The organism is Bacillus sp. AFS017336 (assembly GCF_002555445.1).
Taxonomy (GTDB): Bacteria; Bacillota; Bacilli; order Bacillales; family Bacillaceae_G; genus Gottfriedia.
Window position 1 is genome coordinate 1 of record NZ_NUCO01000039.1, and the last position, 22,691, is coordinate 22,691.

Annotated in this window: 23 protein-coding genes and 1 riboswitch; of the genes, 5 read left to right on the top strand and 18 right to left on the bottom strand. The window is 32.9% G+C overall.

Annotation, left to right across the window (positions count from 1 at the left end):
* Positions 1-395 precede the first annotated feature (395 nt).
* The 6 genes from CN601_RS20840 to CN601_RS20865 form a co-directional block, all read right to left on the bottom strand.
* Positions 396-1,145, bottom strand: coding sequence for an alpha/beta fold hydrolase (locus CN601_RS20840; RefSeq protein WP_257131772.1), 750 nt, complete (start codon positions 1,143-1,145; stop codon positions 396-398).
* Positions 1,146-1,312: 167 nt separating this feature from the next.
* A complete protein-coding gene (locus CN601_RS20845) occupies positions 1,313-1,876 on the bottom strand; it encodes a hypothetical protein (RefSeq protein WP_098172226.1) in 564 nt (187 codons plus the stop codon).
* Between the two features lie 166 nt (positions 1,877-2,042).
* Positions 2,043-2,654, bottom strand: a complete 612-nt coding sequence (locus tag CN601_RS20850) for a lysozyme inhibitor LprI family protein (protein ID WP_098120292.1) — start codon at positions 2,652-2,654, stop codon at positions 2,043-2,045.
* A 555-nt stretch (positions 2,655-3,209) separates the two neighbouring features.
* Entirely contained in the window at positions 3,210-3,971 is a 762-nt protein-coding gene (gene sdhB, locus CN601_RS20855; protein ID WP_098172247.1) for a succinate dehydrogenase iron-sulfur subunit, read from the bottom strand.
* A 7-nt stretch (positions 3,972-3,978) separates the two neighbouring features.
* The gene (gene sdhA, locus CN601_RS20860; protein ID WP_098172227.1) at positions 3,979-5,745 is read right to left on the bottom strand and encodes a succinate dehydrogenase flavoprotein subunit; all 1,767 of its coding nucleotides are present in this window, start codon (positions 5,743-5,745) and stop codon (positions 3,979-3,981) included.
* Positions 5,746-5,759: 14 nt separating this feature from the next.
* Positions 5,760-6,395 carry a succinate dehydrogenase cytochrome b558 subunit gene (locus tag CN601_RS20865; protein ID WP_098120294.1) on the bottom strand — a complete coding sequence of 212 codons (636 nt, stop codon included), beginning with the start codon at positions 6,393-6,395 and terminating at the stop codon, positions 5,760-5,762.
* 322 nt (positions 6,396-6,717) lie between these two features.
* Between CN601_RS20865 and CN601_RS20870 the strand changes: the two genes are divergently transcribed.
* The gene (locus CN601_RS20870) at positions 6,718-7,170 is read left to right on the top strand and encodes a YslB family protein (RefSeq protein WP_098172228.1); all 453 of its coding nucleotides are present in this window, start codon (positions 6,718-6,720) and stop codon (positions 7,168-7,170) included.
* A 104-nt stretch (positions 7,171-7,274) separates the two neighbouring features.
* Here CN601_RS20870 and CN601_RS20875 read toward each other — a convergent pair whose 3' ends face one another.
* From CN601_RS20875 to uvrC, 3 genes are all read right to left on the bottom strand, one after another.
* A complete protein-coding gene (locus CN601_RS20875) occupies positions 7,275-7,484 on the bottom strand; it encodes a hypothetical protein (protein WP_098120296.1) in 210 nt (69 codons plus the stop codon).
* A 217-nt stretch (positions 7,485-7,701) separates the two neighbouring features.
* Entirely contained in the window at positions 7,702-8,943 is a 1,242-nt protein-coding gene (locus tag CN601_RS20880) for an aspartate kinase (protein ID WP_098120297.1), read from the bottom strand.
* Between the two features lie 106 nt (positions 8,944-9,049).
* Positions 9,050-9,225, bottom strand: a riboswitch (Lysine riboswitch).
* Positions 9,226-9,304: 79 nt separating this feature from the next.
* Entirely contained in the window at positions 9,305-11,080 is a 1,776-nt protein-coding gene (gene uvrC / locus CN601_RS20885; RefSeq protein ID WP_098172229.1) for an excinuclease ABC subunit UvrC, read from the bottom strand.
* A gap of 146 nt (positions 11,081-11,226) precedes the next feature.
* Here uvrC and CN601_RS20890 point away from each other — a divergent pair, with 146 nt between their 5' ends.
* Positions 11,227-11,658, top strand: coding sequence for a PepSY domain-containing protein (locus CN601_RS20890; protein WP_098172230.1), 432 nt, complete (start codon positions 11,227-11,229; stop codon positions 11,656-11,658).
* A 104-nt stretch (positions 11,659-11,762) separates the two neighbouring features.
* On the opposite strand, the gene CN601_RS20895 is transcribed toward CN601_RS20890, so the two are convergent.
* The 3 genes from CN601_RS20895 to trxA all read right to left on the bottom strand — a co-directional run bounded on the left by CN601_RS20895 (position 11,763) and on the right by trxA (position 14,523).
* Positions 11,763-13,388 (bottom strand): MDR family MFS transporter, encoded by a 1,626-nt coding sequence (locus CN601_RS20895; protein ID WP_373604995.1) that lies wholly within the window; start codon positions 13,386-13,388, stop codon positions 11,763-11,765.
* Positions 13,389-13,466: 78 nt separating this feature from the next.
* A complete protein-coding gene (locus CN601_RS20900; RefSeq protein ID WP_098172231.1) occupies positions 13,467-13,904 on the bottom strand; it encodes a MarR family winged helix-turn-helix transcriptional regulator in 438 nt (145 codons plus the stop codon).
* Positions 13,905-14,205: 301 nt separating this feature from the next.
* Entirely contained in the window at positions 14,206-14,523 is a 318-nt protein-coding gene (trxA, locus tag CN601_RS20905; protein ID WP_098120301.1) for a thioredoxin, read from the bottom strand.
* 170 nt (positions 14,524-14,693) lie between these two features.
* Between trxA and CN601_RS20910 the strand changes: the two genes are divergently transcribed.
* The 3 genes from CN601_RS20910 (at position 14,694) to CN601_RS20920 (ending at position 15,962) form a co-directional block, all read left to right on the top strand.
* Positions 14,694-15,164 (top strand): GNAT family N-acetyltransferase, encoded by a 471-nt coding sequence (locus CN601_RS20910; RefSeq protein ID WP_098172232.1) that lies wholly within the window; start codon positions 14,694-14,696, stop codon positions 15,162-15,164.
* A 190-nt stretch (positions 15,165-15,354) separates the two neighbouring features.
* Positions 15,355-15,513, top strand: coding sequence for an FbpB family small basic protein (locus tag CN601_RS20915; protein WP_098120303.1), 159 nt, complete (start codon positions 15,355-15,357; stop codon positions 15,511-15,513).
* Positions 15,514-15,719: 206 nt separating this feature from the next.
* Positions 15,720-15,962 (top strand): hypothetical protein, encoded by a 243-nt coding sequence (locus CN601_RS20920; RefSeq protein ID WP_098120304.1) that lies wholly within the window; start codon positions 15,720-15,722, stop codon positions 15,960-15,962.
* Positions 15,963-16,529: 567 nt separating this feature from the next.
* Here CN601_RS20920 and CN601_RS20925 read toward each other — a convergent pair.
* The 6 genes from CN601_RS20925 to CN601_RS20950 all read right to left on the bottom strand — a co-directional run bounded on the left by CN601_RS20925 (position 16,530) and on the right by CN601_RS20950 (position 22,611).
* Positions 16,530-17,507 carry an electron transfer flavoprotein subunit alpha/FixB family protein gene (locus CN601_RS20925; RefSeq protein ID WP_098172233.1) on the bottom strand — a complete coding sequence of 326 codons (978 nt, stop codon included), beginning with the start codon at positions 17,505-17,507 and terminating at the stop codon, positions 16,530-16,532.
* Between the two features lie 66 nt (positions 17,508-17,573).
* On the bottom strand, positions 17,574-18,347 hold the full coding sequence (locus CN601_RS20930) for an electron transfer flavoprotein subunit beta/FixA family protein (protein WP_098172234.1): 774 nt from the start codon (positions 18,345-18,347) through the stop codon (positions 17,574-17,576).
* A gap of 56 nt (positions 18,348-18,403) precedes the next feature.
* Positions 18,404-19,174: an enoyl-CoA hydratase gene (locus tag CN601_RS20935; RefSeq protein WP_257131773.1), complete on the bottom strand. Its 771-nt coding sequence runs from the start codon at positions 19,172-19,174 to the stop codon at positions 18,404-18,406.
* 36 nt (positions 19,175-19,210) lie between these two features.
* Positions 19,211-19,798 (bottom strand): fatty acid metabolism transcriptional regulator FadR, encoded by a 588-nt coding sequence (locus tag CN601_RS20940; RefSeq protein ID WP_098120307.1) that lies wholly within the window; start codon positions 19,796-19,798, stop codon positions 19,211-19,213.
* A 171-nt stretch (positions 19,799-19,969) separates the two neighbouring features.
* A complete protein-coding gene (locus tag CN601_RS20945) occupies positions 19,970-21,676 on the bottom strand; it encodes an AMP-binding protein (RefSeq protein WP_098120308.1) in 1,707 nt (568 codons plus the stop codon).
* A 125-nt stretch (positions 21,677-21,801) separates the two neighbouring features.
* Positions 21,802-22,611: a sugar nucleotide-binding protein gene (locus tag CN601_RS20950; RefSeq protein ID WP_179865637.1), complete on the bottom strand. Its 810-nt coding sequence runs from the start codon at positions 22,609-22,611 to the stop codon at positions 21,802-21,804.
* Positions 22,612-22,691: the final 80 nt, after the last annotated feature.

Sequence of the window (22,691 nt, forward strand, 5' to 3'; positions counted from 1 at the left end):
TTTGTAATAACTAACTCGTCTAACTCTTCTTCATTTTCATATACTATTAATTTATCATCAGGGTCCATCTCTTCATAATAACCTGATTTTAATCCTGATTCGATTGCCTCTTTTACAGTAATAATTTTTTTATTTGTATTATCTAACTCTGGTATTTCATAATTTGTTGCTATAAATTAATATCTACTCATTAAACACCATCCCGAATAAAGTGTAATTTTTATTAATTTAATCTTATTGCTTACAATTGTTCAGTTATAGAAATTAAAAAGGATTTTTAACATTTTTTTAAAGTCTATTAGCTACAAATAAAATTCTTCTTATTCAACTATTGCATGCGTTAGTTGCTTAGAAATTTGAAAAAATTTATGTATTTATTATGATGAAGTGAGAATCTAGTTTTTCAGTTTTTCTAGTACATCATTAATTATGCTAATTACATTTTCAGGATGACTCATATGAATACCATGACCAGCATCTTTAATAATAATGTGCTGACTATTATTTGATAAGGTAGCTAATTCCTTTTGTAATTCCTTCCAAACAGCCATAGATTCAGCTGTATGATGATGTTGAGTTCCTCCCGTAACAACAGTAAGTGGTATATTTCCTAAAGAAGTGATAGCACGAACTTGTTCCAAACTTTCTTCAAAATCACTTAAAGAAATTTCATATTCAAATCCTTTAAAGTAATCTTCCTGAACTTCTTTACTGAATAGTTTTATCATTTTTTCGTTTTGATCTGCATGAGAGGAGTCTAAAAGGATAACCGCAGCAACTTCTTCTGGATACATGCCAGCGTATAATCTAACATTGATTCCACCAAATGAATGACCTACTAACACATATGGAGGTTTAATCTCTTTTTGTTGAAGTAAGTTGCGCAAATCTTCAACAATTTGTCTGCTAGTGCGTGATTTATTATCTTTTTGGCTCTTTCCGATTCCTGCACGATCATACATAACTACTTTAGATAATTTAGATACACCCTCTCTAATTGATTCCCAATAACTAGAAGGGCATCCGTATCCAGAATCAAAAATGAGTGTTGGACTTTTCGTTTCTTCTCCAAAATACTCATAGTACAGTTCAATACCACCTATATCCACTTTATATCCAGGACTATCTTCAATGGTTTTACTCACAAAATTACCTCCATTTTTTTGAAAATTCAAAATTAACCACGTGAAAATTTTACCATAAAAAGCTATCAATCCGTACGATCAATTAATTCTTGTCCAACTAATCTGCCATTTTGTTCAATAAAAAAGGACCGACAATCGCCGATCACGTTGTTCAACTATCGTATGCGTTAGTTGAATAAGGTTAATTTATTGATGTAATCTATTTCAAACTTCAAATCACTATTTTTTCCTCTTTTATTTCCTACTTTATTTGTCGCTAATGGAAAGCGTTGCTTATTTTCTAAGTAAAATTTCAGCTCTAAAAATGTACTTAATGGAAATTCGTGTGCATGCCATATTTCCTTATATCCAACAATTCCGTGCTCCACGAGAATCATTTCAACTTCTCTTAAAACTTCTTTTAAGAAAACATCATAAGGACATTCTTCATTTAGTACTACTGTTTCAACTTCTTCATCGTCACAGTAAATAAGATTAATAAGTATATTTTCGTTATCTAAATATTTTAAGTTCCATCTTAATATATCAGGTTCAGCATCCCACATATAATATGAACCATGTTCTTTAAAATCGCCATCTGGATCAAATAATGGATGTATTTTTTTAATTGCATTTAAAATACCACCTAACGCATCTGTTAAATATCCCGGATCGAAACTAAAACTTTTAGTATTAATCTCTATATTAAAATTTGTCCAACCTGAACCCCGTAATTTATATTCAAACTTCAATTTTCTAACATCCTTTAAGGTTATTTTGAAAATAATTATATCATTCCTTATGCAACTAAACTGATATTTAGTTCAATAAAAACGACCACCACGAAGCAGTCGTTTGTTATGCAAATAAAGAATTGCACCCATATGTTTATTACTAGCCTCTATAGGTGTTAACTTTTTAATCGTTAATAGAAGAAGTATATAAGAATGTAACTTTTCCTCCTAGCATGTAGTAATATTCCATTAATTGAATTGTCCTATTTCTTATTCTATCTTTGCTTGCAATCACCATGTTCACTTGTCCTTGAGTTCCAAGTTCATTAGAAAATGTTTTTTGCACAAATGCGGATTCTTTTAAATGATTCTGTAACCAACCTTTTTGTGATTCAATTAATAATTCTTTTTGAGTTGGATCTAGTTTTTGTAAAAGTTTTTGGTAAACTTCATTTAATTCTTTATCCCAAATACTGGAGTATTTTGCTTCTAATTGTATCCATCCAGTTGTTGAAAACTCTTTTGATTTTTGGAAATCATCAAGTTCTTTCTGATAATCTCGGTCAATTGGATTTGATTGTATAAGTTTCGAAAATTCACCAGATACGTCAAATGTTCCATATAAATTATTATTCTCCGATTGCTCATTTGAGTTTTTATCATCTTGTTTTATCGTAGTAGCTCCATTTGTTTCATCAGTTTTTGTTTTTTTTATTACTGTGTTATTGGATGTTTCTGCACTACATCCTGAAACAACTGTTATTAATGAAATTATTAATAAGGTTTTTAATTTCATTCTCTATTCTCCTCTTATTCTTTTTTGGTAGGAAAATATCATATTGTTAATCAAGACAATTATCCCTTCATAAGCATTATCAGTTACTTGGGAGAAGTTGCTCTTTTTTATATTGAATTTTAGACATTACTTATTCCACTATCCTGCCATTTTGTTGAATAGAAAAGCCGCATTTAAGCAGATTGTGTTCTTCACCTATTGCATGATTTTGTTGAATATGAAGTTATTTTTCCCGTATACTTTTTTTCAGTTCTGCCATATGCACATTTAATAAATTACGCAACTCACGCACTTCATTTTTTGTAGTAATTACCATATAAAGTAACCAGAGCAAAAATCCAATTATTAACAGAACGTAAAAGGAACTTATTGTCATATTTTCAACCCCACAAAATCTAAAGTGTAATATATAGTAAATTATTCTAATTTAGAGATGAATAGTACTTTCCTTATGTAACTAATCTGCCAGTTAGTACAATAAGAAAATCAACACACTACTTTAAAATAGCCAAAGCAAAAAAAAGCATGTTCATAAGAACATGCTTTTTTAGAAAATTAAATTTCATCGCTTCCAAAGAAGTCTTTGAAAGATTGAATTGTAGTTGCACGGTTTAACGCTGCAATTGAAGTTGTTAAAGGAATACCTTTTGGACAAGATTGTACGCAGTTTTGTGAGTTACCACAGTTTGAAAGTCCACCGTCTCCCATGATTGCGTGTAAACGTTCTTCCTTATTCATTTCTCCAGTTGGATGAGCGTTAAATAAACGAACTTGTGAAAGTGGTGCAGGTCCAATAAAGTTCGATTTACTATTAACGTTTGGACAAGCTTCTAAACATACTCCACAAGTCATACATTTTGATAATTCGTAAGCCCATTGACGTTTTCTTTCTGGCATTCTTGGTCCAGGACCTAAGTCATGCGTTCCATCAATTGGAATCCATGCTTTAACGCGTTTTAAAGAGTCGAACATACGACTACGATCAACTTGTAAGTCACGTACTACAGGGAATGTGCTCATTGGCTCTAGACGAATTGGTTGTTCCAATTTATCAATAAGTGCAGAACATGATTGTCTTGGTTTACCATTGATAACCATTGAACATGCTCCACAAACTTCTTCAAGACAGTTCATATCCCAAGAAATTGCAGTCGTTTCTTTACCATTAGCGTCAACAGGGTTTTTACGAATTTCCATTAATGCTGAGATTACGTTCATATTCGGACGATAAGGGACAGTAAATGTTTCTTCATATGGTGCAGTATTTGGTGAATCTTGACGTTTAACGATTACCGTAATTGTCTTTTCAGCAGTCATTGTTCCATTATGCATTTGCTTTGTCCTCCTTCTTCTTAGAATAATCACGTTTTCTTGGTTCGATTAATGAAGTATCAACATCTTCGTAATGGAATAATGGTGAATTAGATTTTTCATCAAATTTAGCCATTGTAGTTTTTAAGAATTCATCATCATTACGGTCTGGGAATTCTGGTTTATAGTGAGCTCCACGGCTTTCATTACGGTTATATGCACCTAAAGTAATAACACGTGATAAGTGAAGCATGTTTTCAAGTTGACGAGTAAATGAAGCACCTTGGTTACTCCATTTAGCTGTATCATTGATATTAATGTTTTGATAACGCTCATAAAGCTCTTGAATTTTTTCATCAGTTTTTAATAAGCGATCATTGAATCGAACTACAGTAACGTTGTCTGTCATCCATTCTCCAAGTTCCTTATGAAGAAGGTATGCATTTTCTTTACCGTCCATTTTATAAATGCGATTCATTTTTTCTTTTTCTTCATTAGCATTTGCTTCATATACAGAAGATGAAATATCATCTGAAGATTTCGCTAAACCATTTACATATCTTACAGCATTTGGCCCAGCAACCATTCCTCCATAAATAGCAGAAAGTAATGAGTTAGCTCCTAAACGGTTTGCTCCGTGCATTGAGTAATCACACTCACCAGCTGCAAATAATCCAGGAATTGTAGTCATTTGGTCATAATCAACCCATAATCCACCCATTGAGTAGTGAACTGCTGGGAAAATTTTCATTGGAACTTTTTTCGGATCATCACCTGTGAATTTTTCATAAATCTCGATGATTCCACCAAGTTTTACATCAAGTTCATGTGGATCTTTATGTGAAAGATCTAAATACACCATGTTTTCGCCATTGATACCAAGTTTGTGGTCAACACATACTGAGAAAATTTCACGTGTAGCAATGTCCCTTGGTACAAGGTTACCGTATGCAGGATATTTCTCTTCTAAGAAATACCATGGTTTACCATCTTTATAAGTCCATACTCGTCCACCTTCACCACGAGCACTTTCACTCATTAAACGGTTTTTATCATCTCCAGGAATTGCAGTTGGATGGATTTGAATAAATTCACCATTTGAGTAAATCGCACCTTGGCGATATACAGCTGCAGCAGCTGAACCAGTATTGATAATTGAGTTTGTAGTTTTACCAAAGATAATTCCAGGGCCACCAGATGCCATAATTACAGCATCCGCAGGGAAACTTACAATTTCCATAGATGTTAAGTTTTGTCCAACGATTCCTCGACAAACGCCTTCATCATCAACAGCAACTCTTAAAAATTCCCAGCCTTCATACTTTTGAACAAGACCTTCAGATTCGTAACGACGAACTTGCTCATCTAATGCGTATAATAATTGTTGCCCAGTCGTAGCACCAGCAAATGCTGTACGGTGATGTTGCGTTCCACCGAAACGACGGAAGTCTAATAATCCTTCAGGCGTACGGTTGAACATTACACCCATACGGTCCATCATATGAATGATACCAGGTGCTGCTTCTGCCATCGCTTTTACTGGTGGTTGGTTTGCTAAGAAATCCCCACCATAAATTGTATCATCAAAGTGCTCCCATGGAGAGTCACCTTCACCTTTTGTATTAACAGCCCCATTAATTCCACCTTGAGCACATACAGAATGTGAACGTTTTACAGGAACTAATGAGAATAAATCTACTTTTGTACCAGCTTCAGCGGCTTTAATTGTTGCCATAAGACCAGCTAGTCCGCCACCGACGATAATTATTTTCCCACTCATGACTATATCTCTCCTTACAAGTTCGCTAGTGTTGGATCAATGAATGCAAAGATAGCACGTAACCCAACGAATGTTAATAAAACGAAAACACCTAATGTAACATATGTTGAAATACGTTGTGATCTAGGTGTTACAGTGATTCCCCAAGATACGAAGAACGACCATAATCCATTAGCAAAGTGGAAAATTGTTGAAATTACACCTACTATATAGAAAACTAACATAAATTTTGAAGTGAAAATATCAGCCATCATATTATAGTCAACTGTTGCTCCCATTTGAGCAGCAATACGTGTTTGCCACACGTGCCAAGTAATAAAAATTAGAGTAATTACGCCAGAAATACGTTGGAATAAATATAACCAGTTACGTAAATATCCATAATTTTTAACATTGCTAGTACCTGTGAATGCGATGTAAAGTCCATAAACCGCATGGTATAAAATTGGTAAGAAAATTACAAAAATTTCTAAAAAATAGCGGAATGGTAAATTCGCCATAAATTCTGCAGCTTTGTTGAATGATGATGCTCCATTTGTCGCAAAATGATTGACAACTAAGTGCTGTGTTAAAAAGATTCCAACTGGTATAACTCCTAGCAATGAATGAAGTTTTCTAAAGAAAAACTCCCTTCCATTCTTGTTGCTCATGTAAACCCCTGCCCCCTTTAGTTTGTGCACATGAAAATTTAATTCTTCTATTATTCTTAAAAAATAATAAAAAGTATTACTGCATAAAAAGTCGAAATTTTTATGACATTTATCTACAAACCATTTTACTCCTGATAATATAGCAGGTCAAGAAAACGCGTACATTTTTCTTTACTGAAAAAACTTCTCATTTAGTTTGTTTATCTGTACTGTATAGAGCCTTCCAATTATTACTATCAACGTTTCCAAATATTGTTTTTCTTATTGAATTTTGTATATAATAAAAACATGTTTTTTTAGGAAGAGGAGTTGTTATCCGACCATGACGAACGACATTGAAATTGAAGATATAAATATTCCGGGAAATATTTCTGGTTTTGGCTATGAACTTATACGCGATGATCTATTAAACAATTTACTAGGAAAAGATCAAAATGATATTTTATATTGGGCGGGTAAAATGATTGCCAGAAAATATCCTTTAGCGACATTTGAAGAAATTATCGAGTTCTTTGAAAGAGCAGGATGGGGTACTCTTACTGTTGAAGAAGAAAAGAAGCAAGAAGTTCATTTAACATTATCGTCTGAGTTAATTACATACAGAAATGAGCATAAAAAGAACGTTTCTTACCAATTAGAAGCAGGATTTCTAGCGATGCAAATTGAACAGCAAATAGACGTTATTGCTGAAACATATGAAGAACAAAGTAAAAGAGGCCACAAAGTAAAATTCCAAGTAAAATGGGATTTAAAAGATCCAATTACAAAAAGATAAAAATAACCACAAGGCATTTTTCCTTGTGGTTACTTTTTTTACAAAAAAACACCAAATCCCCCTCATCTACCCCTACAAACTTTTAACTCCTTATTACACTACCTTTATTCTGAATTCCCTATTCCCTGGCCTTCCTCACTTTTCCTGCACATAATCTCTTCCTCGATACTTACTTCGTTTTTACGTTTAACTCCTTTAATAATATAATTAATGAAAAATAAACAAATAAAAACAAAAATCAAAATGGTGAGTATTAATAGCACTAGCTGTAGCACAATTTCTCCATATCCGTACAAAATTAAACTATGCATCATTATTAATACCTCCTACTATTCAATTCGACCATTCGACACCCTTTCTTAATTTACAGAATATTTACTTAATTTATTCGATTTAGTTACAAAAAAACCCTTTTATGCGTCCTCTCAATACTCTATGGCTTTAAATGATTATAGTGATTATTTTGTTAAAATCACTATTTAGCCGTTTTAAAGAAAGATTGGTTTGCCTAAAAGGGTTTTTATTTACTATTTAATTTTCTACTGCTACTTCTTCATTAATACGATTTAATTCATATCCTTCATGAAGCGCATGTACTGCTTCTTGTAATTTTGATTTAGGTACAACAGTTGACACTTTGATTTCTGATGTACTAACCATTTTTACCGGAATATCACTGTCAGCTAAAAATTTAAACATTTTCGCAGCTACACCTGGATTTGAAACCATTCCACTACCAACAATTGAGACTTTAGCAAGTTCGCTTTCAAAATCAAATGAACGATAACCTAAAAATTCTTTCTTTGATTCTAGGACTGTAATTGCTTCCAACATATTTTCTGATTTAATTGAAAATGAAAGGTTTACTAAATTATCAGATGTTACACTTTGAATAATAATATCAACATCAATACCTTCAGTTGCTAATAAAGTAAAGATTTTAGGTAATAAATCTACATGATTATTTAAACCGTTTAAAGTCATTCTTGTTACATTAGACTCGAATGCGATTCCTCTTACGACTGATTGTTGTTCCATTTCTTGTTCCTCCCCAATAAATGTACCGATTTCATCATGTTGACTTGATCGTACTTGAATGACTAAATTATAATTTTTTGCGAATTCAACTGCTCTTGGATGTAAAACAGCTGCTCCTAAAGCTGCAAGTTCTAACATTTCATCATACGAGACACGGCTTAGTTTCGATGCATTTGGTTCAACTCTAGGATCCGTCGTATAAACTCCTAATACATCAGTATAAATATCACAACGTTCTGCGTTTAAAGCTGCTGCTAAAGCTACTGCTGTAGTATCTGAACCACCGCGGCCAAGCGTTGTAATTTCATTATTTTCACTTAAGCCTTGGAAACCGGCTACGATTACGATATAACCTTCATCAAGCAATTGTTGAATTTTTTCAGTATGAATCGTTTCTATTCGAGCATTACCATGTACAGATTCAGTCTGAATACCTGCTTGCCAACCTGTTAGTGAAATGGCTTTAAACCCTTTAGCTTGGATTGCCATTGCAAGTAATGAAATAGTAACTTGTTCACCTGTTGTAAGTAGCATATCTAATTCGCGCTTATTGTTTTGTGGACTAATTTGTGTTGCTAGACTAACAAGTTCGTCAGTATGATGTCCCATAGCTGAAACAACTGTAACGACTTGGTTTCCTTCTTTGTAAGATTTGGTTACTGTTTCAGCAACATGCTGTATTCGTTCAATTGAGCCTACTGAAGTACCACCGAATTTCTGAACAATAATTCCCATTTTTCTCATCCTCACTTTGTTAACTTAAAAAAGAATACAAAAAAGCGCGTGAAGCAATGTTCACGCGCCTAATTTACAATAAATAAAATAGACAAATCATCAACATCTCTTCAATAGCTCCCCGCATAATTATTATGCGACAGTACTACATTTCTTAAATGCAGTCCCAACAAAATGAATTGTGGATTCCTTTTGTTTCGGCAAAACATCCTTTCAACTGTCCATTACAACGCCACACGTCTATGACAGCATACTCTTAGGTTTTGCACCTCTATTACGAGAGAAAATCATTTAATTTTAACTAAAATATAAATTATTTTGAAAATAGTGTCAAGATAAAAATATTGGAAGAATCTAAATATCACTCATTATGGAAAAATTGATAGATTCCTTCTGCAACATTTTTTGGTATTTTCGCTGCTATTAATTCATCAATTGTTGCTTCTTTTATTTTTTTAACAGATCCAAAATATTTAAGTAAGGCTTTTTTTCTAGTACCACCGACACCTGGAATACCATCTAATGCAGATTGAACCATCGATTTACTATGCAACTGACGGTAAAATTCAATCGCAAATCTGTGCACCTCGTCTTGAATTCTTTGGAGTAAAAAGAATTCTTGGCTTTGTCTTCCTAATTGTACAATTTGAGGTGGCTGCCCAATTAATAACTCTGAAGTTCGGTGTTTTTCGTCCTTAACAAGTCCTGCGGTTGGAACGAATAAACCTAATTCATTTTGAAGTACATCCTCTACTGCAGCTAAATGTCCTTTACCTCCATCGACGATAATTAAGTTTGGTAAAGGTAGATTTTCTTTTAATGCTCTAGAATATCTTCTCCTTACAACTTCACGCATTGAATCATAATCATCTGGTCCAACTACAGTTTTAATTTTATATTTTCGATAATCTTTTTTTGACGGTTTTCCATCTATAAATACAATCATTGCTGAAACAGGATTCGTACCTTGAATATTTGAATTATCGAATGCCTCGATTCGATAAGGAGTTTCAATATTTAATATTTCACCTAGTTTTTCAATTGCTTTAACTGTTCTTTCTTCGTCACGCTCGATTAATTTAAATTTTTCACCGAGACCAATTTTGGCATTTTTATTTGCTAATACAACTAATTCCTTTTTTTGTCCTCTTTTTGGTTGTAGAACAGGAACTTTCAGTAATTCTTTTAAAATTTCAGTATCAACTTTATCCGGTACGAATAATTCTTTCGGCTTTATATTATGAGGTTTTTCATAAAATTGTCCTATAAATGAAAGGAACTCTTCCTCTGGCTCATCGAAAATTGGAAAATAAGACACATCTCGCTCAATTAATTTTCCACTTCGAACAAAGAAAACTTGAACACACATCCATCCTTTGTCCACTGCATATCCAAACACATCTCGATCAACCAAATCACTATTCATCATTTTCTGCTTTTCCATCGTTGCTTCAATTGACACAATTTGATCTCGGTATTCTTTCGCTCGCTCGAAATCTAATTGCTCCGATGCTGCTAACATTTTTGCCTCAAGCTCTTTTCGAATTTGATCTTCACCACCATTTAGAAAACGAACAATTTCATTTACTATTTCTTGGTTCTGTTGATCGGTTACTTCTTTTACGCAAGGCGCAAGACATTGACCAATATGATAATACAAACAAACCTTATCAGGTAATGAAGTACATTTTCGCAATGGATATAAACGATCTAATAATTTTTTCGTTTCATTTGCAGCAGTAGCATTAGGAAAAGGTCCAAAATATTTTCCTTTATCCTTCTTCACATTACGCGTAATTAATAAACGCGGATGTTTTTCAGCAGTAATTTTAATAAAGGGGTATGATTTATCATCCTTTAGCATGATGTTATATTTGGGATCATATTTCTTAATCAAATTCATTTCAAGAATTAATGCTTCCATATTTGAAGAAGTCACAATATATTCAAAATCAGTGATTTCTTGAACTAAACGATACGTTTTACCATCATGAGATCCTGTAAAATATGACCTAACTCTATTTTTTAATACTTTGGCTTTTCCTACATAGATAATTGTCCCCTGAACGTCTTTCATTAAATAGCATCCAGGTTGATCTGGTAATAGCGCCAACTTTTCTTTTAAATGATTATTCAATGTCAAACCCCCTTCCGTGCATTTGTACACTTAATATTATAATCTCCATCGTTAAAAACTGAAAATACTTTAATATAATTAAGAAAAAATTAAGCTTTCTATTATAACTTTAATTTCAATAGTAATTAAGAAGAGGAGAATACTAAATGAAAAAAGTTCGAGCGATTCATTTTTGGATTGGTGTTATTGTTTCGGTTTTCTTACTAATCGAATCAACAACTGGAATAATCCTATACTTTAATAAAGGAGGCGAGGAAAGAGGTAGATTTTCTATGCAAGACGGTCAATTCCCTTCAGGTGGCCAGTTTAATGGAAATCAACAATCTAATTCACAAAACGGTGACAACACAACTTCTCAAAATGGACAAACTGGAAACAATACTCAATTCCCAAATTTTCAAAATAGACCTGAGCAATCAGCCTTTTCAGTAAAAAGCTTACATACCGGTATTATTGGTTTAATAAGTGGAATCGGTCTTTTTATTCTTACTGGAACTGGACTGACTTTATCTTGGATTTTGTGGCGAAATAAAAGAAAAATGAAAAAGCGAAGAGAAAAAGTTTCAATGGCTATTTAATGTTTGGTTAGTGCCTTAAATATAGATTTTATGAAAAACAAAAACCATCTAGATTGTAGTGAACCACAATCTAGATGGTTTTTTATTTTATTTAGCTTGTGAAATTAAGAAGTCGCAGTTTCAACTTTAACTTGTTCTTCTTTATTTTCATTGTCTCCAGCTTTTCTATTCGTTAATTTAATTGGTTTTAGGAATAAAGTTACGACTGCACCAATTAAAATGAATCCTAAACCTACAAAGAATACTTGGTGTAAAGAATCCATTAAAGATGTTTTAATGATTGGTAACATTCCTTCTAGGATTGGTTTAGGAATTATTTTTTTAGCATCCGCATTAAATAACATTGTAAATACAGATTGAGGTGTTGTATTAATCATGTCTTTAAATTTGTCTACTAATGGAGCTGCTTGTGCTGGTAATTTATTTAAAAATGGAACTAAATCATGATTTAAAAGTGTTCCTGATTTACTGTTCATTACAGCACCTAAAACAGTAGCTCCAAATGTTCCACCGATTGAACGGAAGAATTGGCTTGAAGATGTAACGATCCCTAATTCTTTCTTATCGAAAACTTCTTGTAGAGCTAGTGTAATTGTCGGCATTACTAAACCAATACCAAGACCCATAACTCCCATAAAAATTGTTGCAATTGTTTTACTTGAATGCATATCTAAAGTTGTTAGTAGGTATAAACCTAATGCGATTACGAACATACCTGTAATAATTTGTGGCTTTATCCCAACTTTAAATACAACCTGACCACCGATAATACTTGCAATAATCATAGTAACCATCATCGGCGTCATAATAGTTCCCGATTGAGTTGCACTTGTTCCAACAATACCTTGCATGAAGAATGGTACAAACATAATTGCGCCAAACATCGCGATTGTCATAAAGAAACCAATTAAGTTTAATGTTACGAAAGTTCTATTCTTGAATAAATGCATTGGTAAAATTGGCTCTTTAGCTTTATTTTCTACAATAACGAAGCTAACGATTCCAACCACTGCTAAAACAAATAAACCAATGACTTGCCAAGAATTCCAATCATACTTAACTCCGCCTAGACTTAAAGCAAGTAGTAAACTTACAACCCCAATGATCATCGTAAACATACCAGCAATATCGAAATTGATTGGACCAGAATTTTTACGACCTTTTAATCCTAAAGCAATAAAAATTGTTGCAATAATCCCTACAGGAAGGTTAATGTAGAAAACCCATTTCCAGTTTAATGAGTCAACAATCCAACCACCAATTTGTGGACCAATTACTGACGCTAAACCGTAAATACCACCGAAAACCCCTTGGAATTTCGCACGTTCTTTACCTGTAAATAAATCCCCGATTACAATCATCGCCATCGGCATCATTACACCGCCACCGATACCTTGAATACCACGGTAAATGATTAATTCTGTCATATTATGTGCAATACCACATAAAGCAGAAGCTGCCATGAATATAACTAAACCTGCAATGTATACACTTCTACGACCTAATAAGTCGGCTAATTTACCAGCGATCGGCACAACAGTAGTTGAAGTTAATAAGTATGCTGTTGTAAGCCAAGTCATCATACTTAAACCACCAAGGTCTCCTACAATTTTAGGCATTGCAGTACCAACAATCGTACCATCTAATGCCGAGAAAAACATTGCTATAATAAGACCAATTAGCAATAGTTTACGATTATTATCTTTTTGAATAACTGTATTTGTACTCAAAATATATTTCTCCCTTCTCTCCACTATCTTTTTTCTTTTTATAATAACTAATACAAAAAAGTATTTTGTAAAAATTTTCTATATATCAGCCGCTGCGTTAGCAAGCTTTTCTGTAATCTTTGCAAATTGTAAAAGCTCTTCATCAGAAAGGTTAAATAAGATGCCTTCAAAAATCTCTTTTCGATCTTTAAGCACGGCTTCTAATTTTTTTATACCTTCCTCACTTAGCATAATATTTACAACTCGACGGTCTTTTTTATCATGTTCTCTATAAACAAAATTATTATGTTCAAGTCGATCAATCATAAAGGATACCGCACTAGGTTTTACACCCATCATTTCCGCGATTTCAGATATTTTACAGCTCTCATTTTTTCGTAAGTACATCAAAACAAAAAATTGAGTAGCTGTTACTCCATGACTATTCATACTTTCTGTCACCTTTGGTTGCATTTTGTGAATAGCAGAATGAAGCGCGGTCTGAATCCGTTCAATGTACTCATTTTTGTTCCCCAAGAATATTAACCTCCTTTAACAATTAATCCGAATAAATATTTAATGCCTGTTAAATATTAATGCTTATTAAATATAAAACGTGACAGAAAAATAGTCAATCCTATTTACATTAGAAATTTTTAACAAAATCTAAAGGTTAAACTTGGTCTTATAAATGAAAACCATTTCATTTCAGTAATAAATAAACTCCATCGTATTTTGCCAAATGACTCTATTTTTAATTAAATATTATAAAGAAGAAAAACTGTGCAAAAAAAAAGAAATGCACTCATATTATGAGTGCATTTCTTACAAATTATTATTAACCGATATGTGGAGTAATTAATTCTTCTAAAGCTTCTTTTGGTTTGAAACCTAAAGTTTTATCAACTACTTCGCCGTCTTTAAGAACGAATAATGATGGAATGCTCATAACTTCAAATTTAGCAGCTGTTTCTTGATTTTCATCAACATCAACTTTTACGATTTTAACTTTATCACCATATTCAGAAGCTAATTCTTCTAATACAGGAGCGATCATTTTACAAGGCCCACACCAAGTTGCCCAAAAATCAACTAGTACTACACCTTCTTTTGTTTCTTCTGCGAACGTTGCGTTTGTTGCGTTAACAATTGCCATTTATATTTCCTCCTATTGCCAATCTATAAAGTAAAATATGATGATTGACATAATTTGTTATAATTTTAAAGAAAGTATACCATATGAGAATTAGCATTTTCTATTAATTTGCTCAAACTTACTATAACCAAACAAATTGTTGATATACCAGTGAAAGGACTAAAAAAAAAATGATAACATTTGAAAAAATTACACAAGACTTAATAGAAGTAATCGAAGAAATTACAAATTCTAATCAAAGTTACAATTTAATGGAAAACGGTCGACTAACTAGAACGAAAGAAGAACTGATGAATGAGTATTTTGATTCCTCAACACAAACGGAAACTTATTTTATAAAGCTAGATGATACATATATAGGATTGGTTGATTTTTTAAAACTTAATCCAAAAGATGGTTTTCCTTGGCTAGGGCTATTAATGATACATAATGATTACCAAGGTTATGGATTCGGAACAAACGCATTTTTATTATTTGAAGAGCTACTATTAAAAAGAAGTATTCACGGATTACGTTTAGGTGTACTGCTGAGTAACCAGCAAGCTAAATCATTTTGGCAATCTCAAGGATTTACATATGTTGAAAATAGAACAAATGCAGATGGAATTGAAGTTGAAGTATATGAAAAACTTTATTCGTAAATGTTAAAAAACGACTACCACTACCATATAACTCATTAAGATTATTGAACTAGTCCATAAGTAATCGAATCACTCATTACATTTGTCACAATTTTGTAAAATCTTACTTGGGAAATGTCAGATTTTTATGTTAATATATTATTGAATATAATAATAATATTCAAAAAATTTAACGTTAGGAGTGGCAGTCATGAGAAAACCTTTTCGTAAAACGTTTAACCAATTAGTTAATGAGAATAAACAATCTTTATTGCACAACAAAGAAGAAATTGAGAAGATTGAAAGAAAAATTGAAAAACGCCACGAATTACTATACGAAAAAAGCAAAATAAACAAAGCTATTTCTTAATTTACTAAGTAATCCTTTAAAGGGGGTTACTTTTTTTTGTTCACCCATGCCCTCATAGATAGCAAGTACCCCAGTTTTTAAAATCGACTCACTTCTTTCCTATATATTAATTCGCAATAAATCCTGAACTATTTAAAATAGGCGAACTCTTACAATAAATTAGACGTACTATATAGTACATTGGTCTAGAAATTGGAGGTTAAAATATGCATCATCCATTTTGGAATTCACCCCCTCATCACCACCCGCAACATCCTATGAGAAATGGCGTTCAAGGTCACGTTCAAACTGATCATCAAACGGTTATGCAAATGTTTATGAATCTTGAAAATCAAATTACTAACCTTGTAAAAGCAATCGAAGCAAACAATGAATTACTTAGACAACTTGAGCAAAACCAAAAACAAGTAGTAACATCTGGCGGTGGATCAGTCATTGTTAGGATGTAGTGGCAATGGCTTGTAAAATAGAAGAACTATAAAAGGAGGTGTTCAAAAAGTCAGAGTAACTGACAAATGACTCCTCTTTTTTTATTGAAAAAAAAAACAAAATACACGGATGAAATAGAAAGAAATTGTTAACCTTTTGATGATTAACGTCGTGCGAAAAACATAAACGGGGGTATATTAGTGAAGTTTTTCATTGTAGTTGAAAATATTGTTCTTTGGATACCGAATTACAACTATTTATCCATTTTTTTAACTAATTCGAAAGAAATGTAAGGATATCTCTTAATTTTTCATTCGAAAGTATCTGCTTTTATACGAAAATAGGCTGTAATACCCTAACCAGTATGGGTAATTTCATATTTTAATTGCGATTTCTCATTTTTATTTGCGTTACACAGTTTTTATTTGCGATTCTACCTTTGTAATTGCGTTGCCCTATTTTTACATTCCACCTTCTTATTCCCATGCTCTACTTCTAATTCCCCTAACCAATCTAACTCCAGATTCCCAACCATAAAAAAAGAAGGCCCCCTAAAAAATTAGGGACACCTTCATTTTACAGCGAGATTAAGAGTTAACTAATACCGCTTTAAATTCTTCAGTTAATAATGGTAAAACATCGAATAAGTCACCAACAATTCCATAATCAGCTACTTTAAAGATGTTCGCTTCTGGATCTTTGTTAATTGCAACGATTACTTTAGAGTTAGACATACCAGCTAAATGTTGAATTGCTCCTGAGATACCACATGCGATGTATAAATCAGGTGTTACAACTTTACCAGTTTGGCCAATTTGTAAAGAGTAATCACAGTAGTTAGCATCACATGCGCCACGAGATGCACCTACAGCAGCTCCTAATACTGTTGCTAATTCTTTTAATGGGTTAAATCCATTTTCACTCTTAACTCCACGGCCACCAGCAACAATAATTTTAGCTTCAGAAAGGTCTACGCCTTCACTAGCTTTACGTACAACGTCTTTTACGATTAAACGTAAGTCTTTAATTTCAACTGAAACAGTTGCCACATCACCACTACGAGTAGCGTCTTTTTCTAATGCTGTAATATTGTTTGGACGAATTGTCGCAAAAATAAATGGATCTACCATAACTTTTTTCTCGAATGCTTTACCTGAGTAAATTGGACGAGTGAAAACGATATTTCCACCTGCTACTTCAATTGTTGTAACGTCTGAAATTAGTCCGCTTTGTAAGCGAGCAGCAAGCTTTGGTGATAAATCTTTTCCTAAAGCAGTATGGCCGAATACAAGACCTTCTGGCTTTTCTTGGTCAATAACAGCTAATAATGCTTGAGAATATCCGTCAGAAGTATAAGATGCTAATTTTTCATCTTCTACAACGATCGCACGGTCTGCACCGTATTGAATCATTTCAGTAGCTAATGCACTTACTGATTTACCTACTAATACAGCAACTACTTCTCCGCCCTCAGCAACTGTTTTAGCAGCACCTACTGCCTCAAATGAAACATTTCGTAATGAACCTTCACGAACTTCGCCTAATACTAATACTTTACGTGACATGTTATTTCCCTCCAAAATTTTCGATTACGATATTAATCTATTAGTCTGTTCCCATATTCAATTAAATTAAATTACTTTTGCCTCAGAACGTAATAATGAAACTAGTTCTTTAACTTGGTCTTGTAATTCACCAGCTAAAACTTTACCGCCTTCTTTTTTCGCAGGAAGGTAAATTTCAATTGTTTTTGTTTTTGCTTCAACTTCATCTTCTTCTAGATCTAAATCATCTAATTCTAACTCGTCTAAAGGTTTTTTCTTAGCTTTCATGATCCCTGGTAAAGATGGGTATCTTGGCTCGTTTAAACCTTGTTGAGCAGTAATTAATAATGGTAAAGATGTTTCAATGATTTCTGTGTCGCCTTCTACATCACGTTCGATTGTAGCTGTTGTACCACTAATTTCAATTTTTGTAATTGTCGTTACGTAAGGAATGTTTAATAATTCAGCAACACGTGGACCTACTTGACCAGTACCACCATCAATTGCTACATTACCAGCTAAGATAATTGAAGGGTCTTTATCCTCTAAGTATTTTGCAATTAGTTTAGATGTTGTATATTGGTCAGCATTTGTCACATCATCTTCAACATTAATTAACACGGCTTTATCAGCACCCATTGCTAGTGCTGTACGTAGTTCTTTTTCGCTATCTTCGTTACCAACTGTTACTACTGTTACTTCGCCGCCGTGAGCGTCACGGATTTGAATTGCTTCTTCAACTGCATACTCATCATAAGGATTTATAATAAATTCAGCGCCATCCTCTTGGATTGCACCATTTGAAATTGTAATTTTCTCTTCAGTATCGAATGTTCTTTTTAATAGTACATAAATGTTCATTGTTATACCCTCCTAGGAATTGTAACTACATCTATTTTTTTAAAATATTAAACTACTTATTTATTAAACACTGGTTTCCTTTTTTCTAAAAATGCCGAAATACCCTCTTTTGCATTTTCAGTTGTAAAAATTTCTCCAAATAATTTAGACTCTTCTTCAACCGCTTCATGATAAGATTCAGTTCTTGTTGAAGATAGTAGTTGTAGAACATATTCAATTGATTGCATACTTTTTCTTGCTATTTTAGCAGCCAAGGCTGTCGCTTCTACTAATAAACTATCTTCTGGAACTACAATTGTAGCTAATCCAATTTTACCAGCTTCAACACCAGAAATTGGTTCAGAAGTAGCAAGCATTACTAATGCTTTATCTTTTCCAATATAACGAGGTAATCGTTGTGTCCCAGCAAAACCAGGAATGATTCCCAAGTTTAATTCAGGTAAACCAAGTTTTGCATTTTCTGCAACAACTCGGATATGGCAGCTCATCGCAAATTCTAATCCGCCACCTAATGCAGCACCATGAATTGCTGCGATAATTGGCTTAGAATAATTTTCAACACGATCAAATACTAATTGACCTCTTCTAGCTACAGCAGCTGCATCTTCTGCATTTTTGAATGAAGTAAACTCTTTTATATCTGCACCTGCAGAGAAAAATTTACCTTCTCCATGGACAACTAAAACGCTTACATCATCGTTATTTTCTAATTCATCTAAACGCTTAACTAAATCAGCAAATACTACCGAAGACATAGCATTTGCTGGTGGATGTTGAATTGTTAGAAATGCAATACCGTCGGATATTTTACATTGAATTAAACTCACAACTATTCCTCCTTATTTTTGAAGTGTACTAGAACGTTAATTTTGGTACCCGCATCCTCTTATTAATAATTGGTGAACTTTTTCAGCTTTTGACTCTAGATCTTGCTTTTGACCTGTCATTACCCAATGAGTCATCACTTCATCAATCGTCCCAAAAATCATTTGTCTAGCTGTACGTATATCTAATTGCTTGTCAAACAAACCGCTATTTACCCCATCAATTAAAATAGAATCTATAATATGGAGATACTCTTTCAGTACCTCGTTTATTTTTAATCTAAGGTCAATATTTGTTTGTCTTACTTCCAATTGCATAACGATTGCTAAATGTGAATCTTTAGACATTTCATAAAAGTGAGTTTTCACCAACATTAATAATTTCGATATAGAATCGGGTTTACCTTCAATTTTTTCACGAATTTTTTCAGTAAAATTTCCCATCTTCTCTTCGAACAACGAAATTAGGATTGATTCTTTATTTTTAAAATACAAATAGATTGTTCCATCAGCTACTCCAGCCTGCTTTGCAATCTTAGAAACTTGCGCTTGGTGGTAACCATTTTCAGCAATTACAACAACTGCAGCATCAATTATTTGTTTATATTTTGGTTTATCTCTTTTCATCTTTATATACCCCTTCATACAGTGAATGAATAATCATTCATATTCTCATAATACAAATTTATCAGAAAATTGTCAATTGTCCTTTAATAATTTGTTCCTCAAAAAAAAATCAAAGGTATTTATAAATAAATTCAATTGAGGGATGTTCTGTTGATCATCCCTCAATTGAATTTATATTAAATTTTCATCGGAATCTTCTGTTTTACTATTCTTTTGCTCTTCTTCTTCAAGCAATGTTCTTCTTAATATTTTACCAATCATCGTCTTCGGTAAATCTGTTCTAAATTCATAAACTCTCGGAACTTTGTATGCTGCTAAATATTTTCGGCAAAAATCATCTAATTCATCCTCAGTTACCGATTTACCTTCTTTTAATACAACATACGCTTTAACTGTTTCTCCACGATAGTCATCTGGAATTCCAACTACAACCGCTTCTTTAATAGCCTCATGTTCATATAATACTTCCTCTATATCTCTAGGATAAACATTAAATCCTCCTGCGTTAATCATATCTTTCTTACGATCAACAATATAAAAGAAGCCTTCCTCATCCATATAACCTAAATCACCTGTATATAACCATCCATCTTTTAAAGTGGCAGCAGTTTCTTCAGGACGATTCCAATAGCCTTTCATAACTTGTGGTCCTGAAACAATTAATTCACCAATTTCACGTGGAGGTAGCTCTTCTCCTGTTTCTAGGGAAACGATTTTAGCATCTGTACTTGGCCATGGAACGCCAATACTCCCAGTCACTCGTTTATCCCAAAGGAAATTACTATGTGTCACTGGAGAAGCCTCTGATAACCCGTAGCCCTCAACTAATTTCCCACCTGTCACCTTTTCAAACTGCTCTTGAACTTCTACAGGTAATGCTGCGGATCCGCTTAAGCACGCATGAATACATGAAATATCATTCTTCTTTAATTCTGGATGATTTAATAGTGCAATATACATGGTTGGTGCACCTGGAAACAATGTAGGACGATACTTATTTATCGCTTCAAGCATTTGAGTTGCATCAAATCTTGGAACGATTATCATTTCATATGCACACATTATCGATAAATTCATACAAGTAGTCATTCCATATACGTGGAAAAATGGCAAGACAGTTAAAATTTTCTCTTGGCCCTTCTTGCTTTTATATAACCATTTTTCGGCCATTAATGTATTAGATGCTAAGTTTTTATGCGTAAGCATTACACCTTTTGGAAAGCCGGTAGTTCCACCCGTATATTGCAGTATTGCTATATCGTCTACATTACTATTTGTTGGCTCATGTTCAATTGGTGCAGATATGTTCATAATAAAATTAAATTCATGGATTGAATGATCTTTTGGTATCTCCGGAGCCTTTGGTTGTTTTGAAAAAGGATATAATATCCTTTTAATAAACGGTAAATAGTCTTTAATCCCAGTAACAAAAATGTGTTGAAGCTTTGTAGTTTTCTTTACTTCGCACACTCTATTAATTAATAAATCTAAACAAATAATAGCCGTTGCACCACTATCATTCATTTGATGTTCAAGCTCACGTTCAGTATAGAGCGGATTTGTTTGGACAATTATTGCTTCTGCAAATAGAATTCCATAATATGCAATCACTGCTTGTGGACAATTTGGAAGCATGATTGCAACCCGATCACCTTTTTTAATTCCTAAATTCCTTAAAAAATTTGCAAATCTTAAAGACTGAATATAAATTTCGTTAAAAGTCATCGATTTCCCAAGAAAATTAAGCGCTTTCTTAGTTGGATATTTCGAAGCTGTCTGCTTTAAATAGTTTGGTAGTATTTCAAAGTGATCATCTAATGCTGTTGGTATTTGCTCTGGATACTGACTCACCCAAGGCTTTACACTTAGTTCCTCCATACCATTCACCACCAGTATTTTAAAAGTATGTTCATACTAAAATTAGTATATGTTACAAATTTCAGCTATACAATCAAAATATTAAGAATATTTAATCACCAGTTGTTTTCTTATTTTTTATGAAATTATTTAACTAGTTGATCAAGTAGTATTCCATTATCATAGTAAAAACCTGATTCTAGATCAGTGCGATTAATTAATAACCCAAAATTATATTTATCATAATTCTCAAGTGTTAACGATTTAACTTTTCCCTCTGGCGATAAGTCTTTTACAAGTTTCCAAATAAATGCATATTGTGAGTCAATATCAGTAGTCGCTAAATGAAAAATACCTTTTAGATCATTTGCGATAATTTGTTTTACTTGGCTTGCTATCCCTGTATCAATGGCATGATTTAAATATATATTGTCGTAGGCTTCAATCTCTTGCCCATTTTCTATTTTATTCTTTATTTCTTTTAACCTCGGAGATTGTTTTCCCCAAACCATTGGTAATCTTAAAATTACTCCACGCTCTCCAAGCTCGTTCTTAATAAGCTCTTCACACTTTATTTTAAATTGTCCATAATCCGACTCAGCAACAGGAGGATCAGTTTCAGCATGATGCTTTGTTACGTCTCCATCAAAAACATTTGTTGTAGAACAAAATAATAATCTAGTCGGTGTTGATTTTATCTTTTCTACAATTCTAGCATGAGCTTCGAATTGAACGATAAAATCACCTCGTAAACAAGAAACGATAACATCCGGGCAAATACGATCAATCCAATTCAAAATTTTCTCTGAATCATTGATATCCCATTGTAATTGATGATCAACTGTTAATTCTAATTCCGTTTGATTAAATGTTCCATATACATCATGATCAGGAGATAATTCTTTTATTAAAGCTTTACCAACTAGTCCACTAGCACCTAAAATTAATATTTTCATTGTCTCTCTCCTTTTTACAAAATATTTAATAAACTTATGATATATTGAATGTATCACAAAAAAACTCATTATTAAAAATG